The sequence below is a fragment of the Streptomyces sp. NPDC006261 genome (assembly GCF_040613515.1).
Classification (GTDB): domain Bacteria; phylum Actinomycetota; class Actinomycetes; order Streptomycetales; family Streptomycetaceae; genus Streptomyces.
Window position 1 is genome coordinate 1 of the sequence record NZ_JBEXSI010000037.1, and the last position, 14,090, is coordinate 14,090.

12 protein-coding genes, 1 tRNA gene and 4 pseudogenes are annotated in these 14,090 nt (G+C 70.8%); 9 read left to right on the top strand and 8 right to left on the bottom strand.

What is annotated here, in order from left to right:
* From ABZ154_RS23240 to ABZ154_RS23260, 5 genes and pseudogenes are all read left to right on the top strand, one after another.
* Positions 1-633, top strand: a pseudogene (locus ABZ154_RS23240) (hypothetical protein); the annotation flags it as partial.
* Between the two features lie 5 nt (positions 634-638).
* Positions 639-1,073 carry a roadblock/LC7 domain-containing protein gene (locus ABZ154_RS23245; RefSeq protein ID WP_128849225.1) on the top strand — a complete coding sequence of 145 codons (435 nt, stop codon included), beginning with the start codon at positions 639-641 and terminating at the stop codon, positions 1,071-1,073.
* 2 nt (positions 1,074-1,075) lie between these two features.
* Positions 1,076-1,447: a DUF742 domain-containing protein gene (locus tag ABZ154_RS23250; RefSeq protein WP_018955444.1), complete on the top strand. Its 372-nt coding sequence runs from the start codon at positions 1,076-1,078 to the stop codon at positions 1,445-1,447.
* Positions 1,425-2,048: an ATP/GTP-binding protein gene (locus ABZ154_RS23255; RefSeq protein WP_356835530.1), complete on the top strand. Its 624-nt coding sequence runs from the start codon at positions 1,425-1,427 to the stop codon at positions 2,046-2,048. Before ABZ154_RS23250 ends, ABZ154_RS23255 begins: the two co-directional genes overlap by 23 nt.
* Positions 2,045-2,629: a GAF domain-containing protein gene (locus tag ABZ154_RS23260; RefSeq protein ID WP_356835532.1), complete on the top strand. Its 585-nt coding sequence runs from the start codon at positions 2,045-2,047 to the stop codon at positions 2,627-2,629. The genes ABZ154_RS23255 and ABZ154_RS23260 overlap by 4 nt, the downstream gene beginning before the upstream one ends.
* A gap of 19 nt (positions 2,630-2,648) precedes the next feature.
* On the opposite strand, the pseudogene ABZ154_RS23265 reads toward ABZ154_RS23260, so the two are convergent.
* From ABZ154_RS23265 to ABZ154_RS23275, 3 genes and pseudogenes are all read right to left on the bottom strand, one after another.
* Positions 2,649-3,213: pseudogene (locus ABZ154_RS23265) on the bottom strand (substrate-binding domain-containing protein); the annotation flags it as partial.
* Positions 3,214-3,260: 47 nt separating this feature from the next.
* Positions 3,261-4,163, bottom strand: a complete 903-nt coding sequence (locus tag ABZ154_RS23270) for a transketolase C-terminal domain-containing protein (RefSeq protein ID WP_356835533.1) — start codon at positions 4,161-4,163, stop codon at positions 3,261-3,263.
* Positions 4,164-4,244: 81 nt separating this feature from the next.
* Complete coding sequence (locus ABZ154_RS23275) at positions 4,245-4,964, bottom strand: transketolase (protein WP_356835535.1); 720 nt, start codon at positions 4,962-4,964, stop codon at positions 4,245-4,247.
* A 126-nt stretch (positions 4,965-5,090) separates the two neighbouring features.
* Here ABZ154_RS23275 and ABZ154_RS23280 point away from each other — a divergent pair.
* Positions 5,091-5,164, top strand: a tRNA-Pro gene (locus tag ABZ154_RS23280).
* Positions 5,165-5,535: 371 nt separating this feature from the next.
* Here ABZ154_RS23280 and ABZ154_RS23285 read toward each other — a convergent pair.
* From ABZ154_RS23285 to ABZ154_RS23295, 3 genes and pseudogenes are all read right to left on the bottom strand, one after another.
* Positions 5,536-5,775, bottom strand: a pseudogene (locus ABZ154_RS23285) (GNAT family N-acetyltransferase); the annotation flags it as partial.
* A gap of 123 nt (positions 5,776-5,898) precedes the next feature.
* Entirely contained in the window at positions 5,899-6,303 is a 405-nt protein-coding gene (locus tag ABZ154_RS23290; protein WP_356835537.1) for a hypothetical protein, read from the bottom strand.
* Positions 6,304-6,667: 364 nt separating this feature from the next.
* Positions 6,668-7,129, bottom strand: a complete 462-nt coding sequence (locus tag ABZ154_RS23295) for a hypothetical protein (RefSeq protein WP_356835539.1) — start codon at positions 7,127-7,129, stop codon at positions 6,668-6,670.
* Between the two features lie 269 nt (positions 7,130-7,398).
* Between ABZ154_RS23295 and ABZ154_RS23300 the strand changes: the two genes are divergently transcribed.
* From ABZ154_RS23300 to ABZ154_RS23310, 3 genes are all read left to right on the top strand, one after another.
* A complete protein-coding gene (locus tag ABZ154_RS23300; protein WP_356835541.1) occupies positions 7,399-8,301 on the top strand; it encodes a helix-turn-helix domain-containing protein in 903 nt (300 codons plus the stop codon).
* A gap of 643 nt (positions 8,302-8,944) precedes the next feature.
* A complete protein-coding gene (locus ABZ154_RS23305) occupies positions 8,945-10,063 on the top strand; it encodes an NADH:flavin oxidoreductase (RefSeq protein ID WP_356835543.1) in 1,119 nt (372 codons plus the stop codon).
* Between the two features lie 750 nt (positions 10,064-10,813).
* Positions 10,814-12,874, top strand: coding sequence for a phosphocholine-specific phospholipase C (locus ABZ154_RS23310; protein ID WP_356835545.1), 2,061 nt, complete (start codon positions 10,814-10,816; stop codon positions 12,872-12,874).
* 84 nt (positions 12,875-12,958) lie between these two features.
* Here ABZ154_RS23310 and ABZ154_RS23315 read toward each other — a convergent pair whose 3' ends face one another.
* On the bottom strand, positions 12,959-13,861 hold the full coding sequence (locus ABZ154_RS23315) for a DUF2510 domain-containing protein (protein WP_356835621.1): 903 nt from the start codon (positions 13,859-13,861) through the stop codon (positions 12,959-12,961).
* Positions 13,862-13,958: 97 nt separating this feature from the next.
* A pseudogene (locus tag ABZ154_RS23320) lies at positions 13,959-14,060 on the bottom strand (LuxR C-terminal-related transcriptional regulator); the annotation flags it as partial.
* Positions 14,061-14,090 lie beyond the last annotated feature (30 nt).

The following is a 14,090-nucleotide window of genomic DNA, read 5'->3' on the forward strand; positions in this document are numbered from 1 at the left end:
CGCGGCGCTGTGGCGCTCCTGGCACGGGTGAGACCGTCGGGAGCCCGGGGGCTCACCGTACGGTTCGCGTGGGGTGGGGCTGGAGGAGCTGGTCCCCGCGTCGAGGCGCCGCCCCTCCCGCTGCGCGCCGAGCGGGTCGACCGGCCCGCACCGGCCGTGTCCGCCCCCGACCGGTCCGCACCGGCCGCGTCCGCCCCCGACCGGTCCGCACCGGCCGCCTTCGTCCCCGAGCGGGTCGACCGGCCCGCACCACCCGCCGCCCGCCCCGAACTCCCCAAGCGGGCCAACCAGGAACACCTCGTCCCACAACTGCGGGAGGCGCCCGCTCCCCGCGTCGAGGACGAGCACGCCCTGCACGACCCGGGCCTCATGGCCGCCTTCCGGCGCGGTGTCGACCTCGCCGAGGCCCAGGCAGCCCACACCGCCCAGGAGGAGGGGCCCGGCAGCGGGTACGGCGGTGCCACCGCTGCGCCGACCGCGCTCGACGCTCCCCTGGAGACCCTCGCCCCCCTCCCCGTACGCGGAGCCGCCGAAGGGCCCACGTCCCTCGGCCGCCCGCAGACCGGGCCCGACCCCTTCCTGCCGGGCCACGCCGTGCCCGAACCCCGTAAAGACACGACTTCCAAGGAGTAGACACGATGCCGAGCGACATGCAGGCCGGTCAGGTCTCGGACCTCGACTGGCTGCTGAGCGGACTGGTCCAACGTGTGCCCTACACGCGCAGCGCGGTGCTGCTCTCGGCCGACGGACTGGTGAAATCCGTCCACGGCATGGACCACGACAGCGCTGACCACATGGCTGCCCTGGCCGCCGGGCTGTACTCCCTGGGCCGCAGTGCCGGCGCCCGCTTCGGGGACAACGGCGACGTCCGGCAGGTGGTCGTCGAACTCGACTCCACGCTCCTGTTCGTCTCCACCGCAGGATCCGGCACCTGTCTCGCCGTCCTGGCCGGACGCGAGGCGGACGCCGCGGTGCTCGGCTACGAGATGGCGATGCTGGTCAAGAGCGTCCGTCCGTATCTGACGACCCCGCTGCGGCAGCCGGCCGGGGCGCCGTTCACTCCGGGGCTGTGAGGATGCCGGCCCCGCAGGACGGGCCCCTGCTCGACGACGCGGCCGGCCGGCTGATCCGCCCGTACACGATCAGCAACGGCCGTACCCGGCCGTCCACCGCGTTCGACCTGCTGTCCCTGATCATGGCGACGGGCATCGAGCCGGACATTCCGCTCGGCCCGGAGCACACCGTGGCCCTCGGCATGTGCGAAGGGCCGATGTCCGTCGCCGAGATCGCCGCACACCTCCGGCTGCCCGCGGTCGTCGCCAAGGTCATCCTCTCGGACCTGGTCGCCTGCGGCGCCGTCACCGCGCACGCTCCCGCTTTCCAAGACATGCCCACCGACCGATCCCTGCTGGAGGCAGTGCTCGATGGTTTACGACGACAGCTCTGACCCCACCGGAACCGCCGAGTTCTTTCCCGTGGCCCTCAAGGTCCTGGTCGCGGGCGGATTCGGCGTCGGCAAGACGACCTTCGTCGGCGCGGTCAGCGAGATCGCCCCGCTGAGCACCGAGGAGCTGCTGACCCAGGTCAGCGTGGGGACCGACAACCTGGACGGCGTCGAGTCCAAGACGGCCACCACCGTCGCCATGGACTTCGGCCGCATCACCCTCTCCGAGCAGCACGTCCTGTACCTGTTCGGGACGCCGGGCCAGGAGCGGTTCTGGTTCATGTGGGACGAGCTCTCCCAGGGAGCGCTCGGCGCCGTGGTCCTCGCCGACACGCGGCGGCTGGCGGAGTGCTTCGCCGCCGTGGACTTCTTCGAGCGGCGCGGCATCGGCTTCATCGTGGCGGTCAACGAGTTCGACGGCGCCTACCGCTACGAGCCCGACGAGGTGCGCGCCGCCCTGGACCTGGGACCGGAGGTCCCCGTGGTCCTGTGCGACGCCCGGATCGCCAGTTCCGGGACGGGGGCGCTGGTCACCCTCGTACAGCACCTCATCAACGCCACCTCGGCGCCCGCTCCGCTCCAGGCCTTCGGAGCCCACCAGTGACGTCCTTCGCCACCGGCCGGATGCTGCTGACCCCCGCCGACCGGGACGGCCCGGCCCGCGCGGATCGGCTGCGGAGGCTGGATCTCGGTGAACGTCCCGACGCCTCGTTCGACAGCTTCGACGCCTTCGCCGACAAGGTCGCCGAAGTGACCGCTTCGCCTTTCTCGATGGTCAACTTCATCGATGAGAACCGGCAGTTCTTCGCGGGACTGCACACCCCGGCGGGTAATCGTGGCGGCCAGGAGATCGGTGCCGCCGCGGCGGCCGGCAACCGCGGCGCCCGCCACATGGCCCGCGACCACGGCTACTGCCCGCATGTCGTCGTGCGGCGCAAGGCCCTCGTCCTGGACGACGTCTGCGACTACCCGCGGTTCGCCGGCAATCCGGTGGTCGACGACATAGGCGTCCGGTCCTACCTCGGCGCACCGCTCATCGACCGTACGGGCATCGCGCTGGGCACCGTCTGCGCCGTCGACACCGTGCCGCGCCCCTGGGGCCGTGCGGGCCTGGACACCATCAAGGCCCTCGCCCAGGAGCTCGTCCGCCAGATCGACCGCCGGGAGGGTTACCGCCATCCCTGATGCGGGGAAGGCAGGTGCCTCAACTCCCCGGCGGAGCAGCCGCGCTGCCCCGCAGCACCACCTCCCCGTCGATCCGGACCACCCGCGACCGCCCCGCTCCCGACGGTGTGCGCAGGGTCAGAGCCATCGCGCTCTCGCCCATCTCGGTGAGCGGCAGCGCCACCGTGGTCAGCGGCGGCGACAGCTCGCGTACGACGGGGACGTCGTCGAGCCCCGCCAGCGGCACGTCCTCGGGCACCCGCACCCCCGCCTCGCGCAGCGCGGCCGGCGCACCGACCGCCATCACATCGGTCACCGCGAAGACACACGTCGGCCGGGGGCCGCCGGACGCCAGTATCCACCGCACCGCCAGATGGCCGCCCTCCCGGGTGTACGCCCCCCTCGTACCACCCGGTCGAGCCCGATGCCCGCCCCGGCGCGCCCCTCCCGGAATCCCGCCAACCGGTCGGCCACCGTGGTCAGTTCGGGCGGCCCGGTGAGGACGGCGAATACCCGGTGGCCGAGCGCCCCCAGCGCCTTTGCGAACTCCCCGCCCCGGTCCGGTTCTCCAGCCGCACGGTGTCCACCCGCAGCGACCGGTGCCGGCGGTGAGGGGAGGAGCGACTGCCGCCGACGCTCCGATGCCGGCCCCTCAGGCGGGCAGAAACCCGGTGATTCGCTCCCGCAGTCCCTGCGGGTCGAGCCCGTGCGCCGCAAGATGTTCGTCCATCTGCCCGTACCGGCGCAGCTCGGCGCGCCCCACCCCGAGGCCGAGGACCCGGTGCGGCTGCTCCATGAGCGCCTCGTTCGCCGCGGCCGTGGAGGTGCCCGCCAGATAGGGCTCCACGATCACCACATCCGCGCCCGGGCCGGCTCCGACGGCGCGGCGCAGACCCGCCGCGTCGAACGGCCGCACGGTCGTCGCGTACAGCACGCTCACGTCGAGCCCCTCGGTGGCCTCGAGGACGTTGTCGAGCATCGGGCCGACCGCGACGACGGTCCCGCCCCGCCCCTCGCGCACCACGGAGAACCCGGGGGAGTCTGCCACCGGCCGCGCCTCCCGGTTCGCCTGGAGTGAGAGGCGTACGTACACGCGGTCGTCGCCGTCCACCGCCTGCCGTAGCAGTGCCTCAGCCTCGTCGGGGTGGCCCGGCACGTGGACCGTCCAGCCCTCCAGTGTGTCCAGGAGCGCGACATCGCCCGGCGCCATATGAGTGAAGCCCCCGGCGGGCCAGTCGTACGAGCCGCCGGCGCTGACCAGGATCCCGCCCGCCCCCTGGTGCCCGAAGTCCAGCTTGACCTGCTCGAACGGCCGCTCCACCAGGAAGCTGGCGAAGGTGTGCACGATGGGCCGCATTCCGGTCAGCGCCATTCCCGCACCGGCTCCGATCAGCAGCTGCTCCCTGATGCCTACGTTGATCACCCGGTGCGGGTGGGCCCGCCGGGCCGGGGCGAAGCCGTCGGCGCTGATGTCGGCGAGCACGACGGCCAGCCGGGGCTCCTCGGCCAGGAGCTGTGAGGTGGTGGCGATGAAGCGGTCACGCATGGTGTCCATGAAGGGGTCCTCCTGAAAATCCGCCGGTCACGGACCGGCCTGAGCTGCGTTGACAGGCGGTGGGGTCAGCCCTTGGGCTCGTCAGCCCTTGGGCTCGACCCGGGCGACCACGGCCCGGGGCCGGCCGGGGTGGGGTGCGGTGAAGGCCGCGTACAGGGCTTCGTGGTTGCGGCCGTCCACCGTCGCCGCCGACCATCCCGCCGCCTCGAAGCGGGAGGCGATGCCGCCGGGCCAGCCGTGGGTGGCGGAGGCGTTGTCGATCACCAGCGTGTGCAGCTGCTCGAGCCCGGCCGGGCCCGCGTGGGCGATGGCCTCGTGGTTGCTGCCCTCGTCCAGCTCGGCGTCGCCGACCAGCACCCAGACCCGGGGACCGGTGAGCCCTTGGGCCCGCAGCCCGAGGACGGTCCCGACGGCCAGTGGCAGGCCGTGCCCCAACGAGCCGCTGCCGATCTCCGCACCCGGGACGAGCAACCGGTCCGGGTGGTGGCCGAGGGGTGAGTCGTACGTTCCGAAGCCGCGCAGCACCTCCTCGTCGAAGAACCCGTGAGCTGCCAGGACGGCGTAGTACGCCATGGGGCCGTGCCCCTTGGAGAGGAGGAAGCGGTCGCGCCCGGGATCGTCGACGGTGGCGGGCGTCACGCGCAGCACCCTGTCGTACAGCACCCACAGCGCGTCCGACGTGGAATGCGCGGCGGGGGCGTGCTTCTCGGCGCCGGTCATGAGGGCGATCAGGCGGCTGACGTCGTGGAAGTGGGGGAAGTCGTGGAGCCCGCGTACGGGGGCAACGGTCGTGTTCGTCATGACACCGAGCGTTCACCCTCAATCAAGGTTGAGGTCAAGGAGGAAACGGGTTCGTGACCACCTGCTCAAGTGCGGTATTGTTCTCATGCACGTTCGGCCAGGGGAAACCCCAGGTCAGACGGGCACCGGGACGTGGCGCAGCTTGGTAGCGCACTTGACTGGGGGTCAAGGGGTCGCAGGTTCAAATCCTGTCGTCCCGACTGGAGACAGTCGCAGATGAGGGCCGGTTTCGGAGCAATCCGCAACCGGCCCTTGATCATTTTTGGGGACCAGTTGGGGACCAACCGGAGGTCCGGCGTCCCTGACCGGGTCAGCGGGTCATGACGACTGGGCCCGGCAGTGAGCGTGGTGCGCGCAGCGCGCTGTAGTGGCCGGAGCGCGGCCCCGGCCGCCGCGATCTTGTGGACATCCGGGTGCGGGTAGCGCTGGGTGATGGTCAGCGAACCGTGCCGGCGATCCTGCGGAGGACGTGCATCTGCACCCCCGCGTCGGCGAACCAGGTCCATGCGGTGGGCCGGAGGCCGTGGCCCCGCAGATGCTCGTAGCGAGCTCGGTGAAGGTCCGCCCCAGGAACGGCGTGCGCGGTCTCCGTGGCGTAGCCGTTGCCCCGGGCGGCGGCGTCGAAGACGTAGCCCCGGGACGCGGTGCGGAAGGCCGGGTTCCAGCTGGTCAGGCCGCACCAGCCGATGAACGAGCCGTCGGGGAGGCGGTCGACGGCCACCCGCGCTCCCGTGCCTTCCTCCTCGATCGTCCGGCAGGTCGCGACGAAGCGCTGGGCGCGGGCCGGTTCGGTCCACGGCGGGGAGTCCCAGGAGCGACGGCGCTCAGCACTCTCGCCGGCTCTCGGCCCGGGTCGACCGGCTGGACCCGGGAGAGGGCGCTCCGGTGCCCGGTGGCCGGCAGCCTCACGCAGCCCGGCTGGTCGGATGGAGGGTCAGGGCCGGTTGTGCCACGCGCACGTGGCTGCCAGGTTCACACCGCCAAGACAGATCTCGATGGATGCCGTCGCGTCGGGCCCACCCCCAGGTAACGCGAAGGTGAAGTGGGATGTCACGTTGCAGTGAGTGCTGGTCATCCAGGTGCCGAGCTTGTTGCCAGAGGCACCGTACGCGCTGAACCACATCCTGTTGCAGTCGACAGCCCGGAGTGTTCCATCGGCCATGGGCGACCGGTCATACCAAGTCAAGGTGTCCCGGACGGAGCCGGCACCGAGGCGGATGTCGATCGGGGTGCTCGGGTGGGGGGCGGCGGTCTGCGCGCCGACGGCGGCGGGAGCGCCCAGCAAGGTGCCGGCGGTCAGCACGAGGGAACCGAGGGCGGCGGCGAGATGGGCTTTCATGCGATCTCCAGGATGGGGACTACAGGGCCCGGCATGCGGTCGCGTGCGGCATCAACCGGGCGAAACGGAACCGGGCGGTAGCGACCCGGTCCGGCGAACTCGTGGTCCGTTTCGAAGCGACACTTCTCTCCGCCGCGATCAACGCGCGGTTGTGGCCTGCCGGATGTGTCAGCCCCGCAGGTCATTCGGGCCGCGATCAGGGCAACGGGCTGAGCGGTGTCAGGGCCAATGGGAGCTGGGCGCCTTACGATCTGGGTGGGCCGGCCGCGACATCCCCGGACGGCCTACCCAGAACACCAGCAACGACAACGCCCACATGACCCTGAGCGGACAGACCATCACCACATGACCGCTGCGGTACCGACTAGCGCAGGCCGTCGCGGCAGTAGCCGGCGCGATAGCAGGTCTGTCCCTTGAGGTAGTTCTGGTTCTCGTCCGTCATGTAGACCCAGATGTTGTCGGACCCACCGACAACGTTCGCGGCAAGATCGAAGTGCGCCGGCCCGGACCGATTGCACCAGGTGCTGGTGCTCTTGAAGTCCAGTGAGGTGCTGCCGGCGAACGCCCGCACGTAGACCCGCCGACAGCCGGTGGCCTTGAACGATCCGTCGACGCTGACCGACCGGTTGGTCCAGCTGGCCGTGCCTTTGTAGTAGCTCGCCCCGTACTCGATCGAGACGTCAGCGGCGGCGGCAGCGGAGACGTCGGCGGCGGTCGCGGGTGTCGCCGCGAAGGCCATCCCGGCAGCCGACGCGGCTGCGGCCACGGCCATACCGACCTTCCACGTGCGGCTCTTCACCTTCGATGTGTCGTTCAACTTCACCATGACAACCACTCCCAGGTTCCTCGCGTGCCGGGTGCGCAACCTCACCGTCCTGCGGAGGTGCCCGCATCGGATCGGGCGGTGAACGTTGCTGCCGTTGTTCGGCGAGACGACTCAAGCACGCGTGGACCTCACGCCGGAAAGCATTCGAGCCAGTTCAAATCCATGGCGACGACTGCTAGCGTCGGGCGGTGCTCACTCTGCGTGTAGACGCCAACACGGTGTCCAGGATGCGGTTGGCCCTTTCCCCTGCGTCGGAGTCCATAGCGTGGTTGAAACTCACCGCCGCGTCGGGGCGGCACCCGGTGTTCGGAGATCCCGGACCACTTGCCCGCGCCTCACTCGCTCATCCCGACGTAGCCCTGCTCGCGGACCTGTTACCACAGAACGGCGACACCTACAGACCTGACCTGCTCACCCCTCAGCCAGGAACGGGCTCTCAGCGCCGCGACCTGCTCGACGAGCAGATCGCGCAGATCGAGGCCGCAGCGCAGGAGGACCTCGAAACCCAGGTTTTCACCCACACCCAAACCCACTGGAACAGGCCACTGTCGGCCGCGACCCGCCGGATCGCGGAGTCCGGGCGGATGCAGCGACATCTCGCCAACGGTCTCGCCCGGTTCTGGCGCGATGCCTTGGCCGAGGGCTGGCCCGAACTGCATTCGATCATCGATCAGGACATCGCCGACCGCGCGACGACCATCGCCACCCATGGCATCGGCCGGGCGCTGGGGGCCCTCCACCCAGACATCGCTTGGGCCGGCGACGCGGTCACCGTCGCCAAGCCGTGGGACGGTGAAATCGATGTCACCGGCCGGGACCTGGTCCTCGCCCCCGGTGTGCTCAGCCGGCCCGACGTCATCATCCAGGTCGACACCCCCGGGCAGTTCGTCCTCTACTATCCCGCCCAGCGGATCGGAGCCGGCCGGGACCGCAGGTCCGGAAGGATCGCGCAGGTGGTCGGCAACGCCCGAGCGGCCTTGCTGGCGGACCTGGAAACCGCCCGGTCCACCGCGGAACTCGCCGTCCGGACCGGATACACCCCGGGCACCGTCTCCTACCACCTGAGCGCCCTGCATCGCGCACGCCTCGTCACCAAGGTCAGAGACGGGCGCTACGTGTTGTACCAGCGGACCGCACATGCGGCGGGTCTGCTGGAAGAAGCCCGCGGCTAGACCGGGCTCCCAGAACCCCTCCCGGTCGCCACATGGATCCCAGGGCAGACAGCCCGAAACCCCGGGGCCTACTACACGCACTCCAGCACCGCGCTGCCGGCCCGAGGCAGAGCGTCACCTATGCAGGCCAGCTCGTCAACTGGTCCGAGGGCTTCCTCGACATGACCTTGAAGACGGTCTCGCGGCCCCGCGGTACCACGGGGTACGTGTTTCTGCCGCGCCGCTGGAAGGCGCAACGCACCCTCGGCTGGATCATGGAAGTCCGCCTCAACGTGCGCGACTACGAGCGCTTCTTCCGGCACTCGGAAGCACACCTGACCTGGTCATTCGTCTCATGGCTGACTCGGCGTCCGACCCGAGGCGGCAAACGACGGGACTGGCCCAGGGGACCAGTCATCCGCATCCCCCGCACTCTCGACTGAACGACGTCACTGACCATCCCCACAGCCCGGACAGTCACATCCTCACGATCGGCGCCGCCATAGTCTGGTCAGTCCTCGATCTCAAGCAGGCACTGTGGTGGGCGCCGGGCACGGAGACCTGGACCACATCCGGGCACGGCCGGAATTGCCTCGCTCGGCCGGGGTGTTGGCGTGAGGTGGTGCACTCCTCGCGCCGATGAAGCCGATGAACAGGACCTGATGTGACCGACCTCCCAGCCGGCCGTGCGGCCGCGGCTCTCTCCCGCCCCTTCACGGTCCGCGGACTCACCTCCCGCAACCGGATCGCCATGGCCCCCATGACCAGGCAGTTCTCCCCCGAGGGTGTCCCCGGCCGGGACGTGGCGGACTACTACGCCCGTCGGGCCACCGGTGGCGTGGGACTGATCATCACCGAGGGCACCTACATCGGCCACGACTCCGCCGGGACCAGCGACCGGGTGCCGCGCTTCCACGGCGAGGACGCCTTCGCGGGCTGGGCCGACGTCGTCGACTCCGTACACGGGGCGGGCGGTACGATCATCCCGCAGTTGTGGCACGTGGGCGTCACGCGTACCGAGGGCGCGCCCCCAGTGACGGACGCCGAACCGGTGGGCCCCTCGGGCGTCTCCCTGACCGGCGAGCCCAAGGGGCGCGCCATGACGCAGAAGGACCTCGACGACGTCATCGCCGCGTTCGCGGCCGCGGCCGCAGCCGCCGAGCGCCTCGGCTTCGACGGCGTCGAACTCCACGGAGCCCACGGCTACTTGATCGACCAGTTCCTCTGGGCCGGCAGCAACCGCCGTACCGACGCCTACGGTGGCGACCTCGTCGCCCGTACCCGGTTCGCGGCCGAGATCGTCGCGGCCTGCCGGGCTGCGGTCTCCGACTCCTTCCCCCTCTTCTTCCGCATGTCCCAGTGGAAGATGAACGCCTACGAGACCAAGCTCGCGCAGACGCCGGCCGAGCTGGACGCCCTGCTCACGCCGTTGGCCGAAGCTGGAGTCGACGTCTTCCACGCCTCCACCCGCCGCTACTGGCTCCCGGAGTTCGACGACTCCGATCTGAACCTTGCCGGCTGGGTGAAGAAGATCAGCGGGAGGCCGACGGTCACGGTCGGTTCGGTCGGCCTGGACGGTGACTTCTTCAGTGCCTTCGCGGGCAACGGCTCGGGCGTCACCGGCATCGACCATCTGCTGGACCGGATGGAGCGCGACGAGTTCGACCTGGTCGCCGTCGGCCGCGCCCTGATCGCCGACCCGGAGTGGGCCGCCAAGACCCTGCGCGGGCGGACCGGGGACATCACGCCGTTCGGTGCGGAGATGCTGAAGACACTGCGCTGAGCGGGAATTTGACGGCCCGGGGCCGGTCCGGATCCAGGAGGCAGGCCCGGCGGGGCCGGCCTCCCGGATCCGGGCCTCGCGTCGGGCGCTCCTAGGGGGTGGGGCTCGGCGGGAAGCGTCGCGCTCTTGGGCGAATGCGGTGTCCATCGGGGCGAGTTCCCTGAAGGCTGATCCACCGGCCGTCCGGTCCGGTTCGTACTCGGGCCTGCGGGTGCCCCGGCTGTTCGTTGTGGCAGATGCATGGCGATCAGCTCTCGTCGACCCGCCCCTTGCCCGGGAGCCGGCGACCGCCCCGTTACATGACCGAAGAGAACACGTGCCGTGAAGTTGTGGTCGTTACGCCTTTCGGTCGCTCTCGGCCTCGCCTCCGTACTGCCGGCTTTCCCGAGGGCCGCTCGGGGCCAGGTTGGCCGGGGAACACGCGCCGACGCTTGCGGCTCTCGAGGCGCTCCGGGCGAACACGGGCCCCGCAGCGGGCGTCCACGCCGGTGACGGATCCACGTCCTGAACCCTTTCCACCGGCAGGGGCACCGCCAACCAGAGCCGGCCGTTCCAGCCGGGCATGTACGCGACCGGCACGCACGCGAGCGACACGTACGCGACCAACACACGCCCGACCGGCGGTCCGAGCCTGATGTCCGTGTCCTGCCGTACCGCCCGCATTCACCGGTGGGTCACGACCCCTTCCCTTCTGTTCGGTTCTCTTGGAGCATTCTGTTCGCTTCTGTCCCCCCACTCCAAGAGGCCCGCATGACTGAGATGAATCGGCGCCGGTTTCTGCAGATCGCCGGTGCCACCGCGGGATTCGCCGCCTTGTCGGGCAGCATCGACCGGGCCGCCGCCATACCCGCCCACCGGGCCAGCGGGACGATCCAGGATGTCGAGCACATCGTCGTCCTGATGCAGGAGAACCGTTCCTTCGATCACTACTTCGGGGCAATGAAAGGGGTCCGCGGGTTCGGCGACCCGCGGCCCGTGACCCTGCCGAGCGGAGAGCCCGTCTGGCACCAGGCGGACGCCGCGGGCAAGGTGACACTGCCGTTCCACCCGACCGCCGACGACCTGGGCATGCAGTTCCTCCAGGGCCTCAACCACGACTGGCCGGGCGGCCAGCGGGCTCACAACGGGGGCCGTTACGACCGGTGGGTACCGGCCAAGACCCCCACGACCATGGCCTACCTCACCCGCGAGGACATCCCCTTCCACTACGCGCTCGCCGACCGCTTCACCGTCTGCGACGCCTACCACTGCTCCTTCATCGGAGCCACCGACCCCAACCGCTACTACCTCTGGTCCGGCTACACGGGCAACGACGGCGCGGGCGGCGGCCCGGTGCTCGGCAACGAGGAGCGGGGGTACGGCTGGACGACGTACCCCGAACGGCTGGAGGAGGCCGGGGTCTCCTGGAAGATCTACCAGGACGTCGGCGACGGGCTGGACGCCGCGGGCCACTGGGGCTGGATCAACGACGCCTACCGGGGCAACTACGGCGACAACTCGCTCCTGTACTTCGACAACTACCGCAACGCCCAGCCCGGCGATCCGCTGTACGACAAGGCGCGCACCGGCACCGACATCTCCGCCGGAGGTGGCTACTTCGACGCGATCGCCGCCGACGTACAGGCTGGGACGCTGCCGAAGATCTCCTGGGTCGCCGCCCCCGAGGCCTTCACCGAGCATTCCAACTTCCCGTCCAACTACGGGGCCTGGTACATCGCGGGCCTGCTCGACGCCCTCACCTCCGACCCCGAGGTCTGGAGCAGGACCGCCCTGTTCATCACGTACGACGAGAACGACGGCTTCTTCGACCACGTCGTCCCGCCCTATCCGCCGGCCTCGGCGAACCAGGGCCTGTCCACGGCCGACACCACCACGGAGATCTACCCGGGCGGGCCCTCATACGGAGCCGGTGCCTTCGGGCTGGGGCCACGCGTACCGATGCTGGTCGTCTCGCCCTGGAGCACCGGAGGTTACGTCTGCTCCGAGGTCTTCGACCACACCTCCGTACTGCGGTTCATGGAACAGCGCTTCGGAGTGCACGAACCCAACATCTCGCCCTGGCGGCGGGCGGTCTGCGGCGACCTCACCTCCGCGTTCGACTTCGGCCGCCCCGCGCCCGCCCCCGACGACCTGCCGGACACCTCCGCGTACGAGCCCCCGGACCGCGAGCGCCACCCCGACTACCGGCCCACCCCGCCGCCCGTCGGCGCCATGCCCGCGCAGGAACCGGGCAGCCGGCCCACCCGGCCGCTCCCGTACGAGCCGTACGTGGACGGTGCGGTCGACCCGGGCACCGGGAAGATCGCGCTCACGTTCAGCCCGGGGACGGCGGCAGGCGCCCAGTTCTACGTCACCTCCGCCAACCGCACCGACGCGCCGTGGACGTACACCGCGGGCGCGGGCAGGACCCTGACCGACACCTGGAACTCCGTCTACTCCGGCGGCAGCCACGACCTCACCGTGCACGGCCCGAACGGCTTCCTGCGTACGTTCCGGAGCCCGGGCGCCACCGCCGGGCCTGAGGCCACCGCCCGCCACAACGCCACCAGCGGCAACCTGGACCTCACGCTCACCAACTCCGGTGCCGTGGACGCCGTACTGACGATCAGCGACGCCTACGGGGGAGCGGATCTAACCGTCACCGTACGGCCGGGAGCCACGGTTTCGCGCACGGTGGACCTCCGGGCGGGCAAGCGCTGGTACGACGTGTCCGTCACCGCCGACGGTGAGCCGGGGTTCCTGCGCCGGTGCGCGGGTCATGTGGAGACGGGTGCCGCCGGAGTGAGTGACCCGGCGACCCTCACGGGCTGAGAGGTGCGGCTGGAGACCGGCTGAACGTGGTGGGAGCCGGGCCGGACCCATGCGGTCCGGCCCGGCTCGCGTACGCGGTGAGGTTCAGGCGGCTCCGCCGTTGCCCGCTCCCGCGCCCGACGCGGCCTTGATGCCCTTGACGATCTCGTCCAGGACGGACAGCTTCGGCGCGTCCTTGTTGATGTCGAAACCGGACCGGACCACCACGAGCATGTCCTTGGAGGCGGGGGAGGGGAACACCAGCGATTCGACGTAACCGTCGTCGCCCTTCTCCGTCACCACCTTCCAGCGCACCGCGTAGCCCTTCTGGCCCGCCACGGTGACCGCGGCGGACCTGATCTCCTCGTGCGAGGTGATCTTCCCGTAGGAGTCCCCGCCGTACGACTGCTCGGCATTGACGGCGATGTCCTTCTTGGCCGCCTCCTCCGCGGTCCCGGCCGTGAGCTTCAGGGCCACCGCGGGGGCCGAGAAGATCCCTCCACGCACACACGTCTTGGCGGGGCCGCCGGGGCAGGCGTGCTCACCCGTCGTCAGACCGGCGCCGACCGGTGCGGACTTGCCCGTCCACCCCTTGGGCACCGGCAGGCTGATCCCGGCTGCCAGGTCCGTGGCGTAGCCCGCCTCCGTCGGCGGGATCTGCTCGCCGGGGCCCTGGGAGCCGTCGTCGCCGTCCTTGTCACCTTCGCTCCCGTTCCCGCCGTCCGGCGCGCCGGATCCCTCGGGGGTGGAGGGGGTGGTGGACGGTGAGGCGACCGCGATGCCCGGCCGGCCGCCGTGGTCCTCGCGCAGCAGGTGCATCCCGCCCCCGATCGCGGCGAGCACCACGGCGCCGACGGTCACGCCGACGCCGATACGGACTCCGCGGCGGCGGACCGCGGCGGGTGACGGGCGGACGTGGCCCGTCCACTGCGCTCCGTCCCACCAGCGTTCCTGATCGAGGCCTTTACCTGAATGCCCGGGGTCTGGATGCCAGCCGGGCGGGGTCATCTGGGTCACGGGTGCACTTTATGCGGGCCGAGTGAGAATCGTATGAACCGACCGCAGTGCGACGGCTTTCGTGACGGCCTGCGCGGGGGCCCGGCGGTCACGGTCCGATCAGGCCGGCGCGGATCGCGTAGCGGGCGAGCTCCAGACGGTCGCGCAGCCCGAGCTTCTGCAGCAGGTTGGCGCGGTGTCGCTTCACGGTCTGACGCAGCTCCACCCCGCGGGGCTGCGG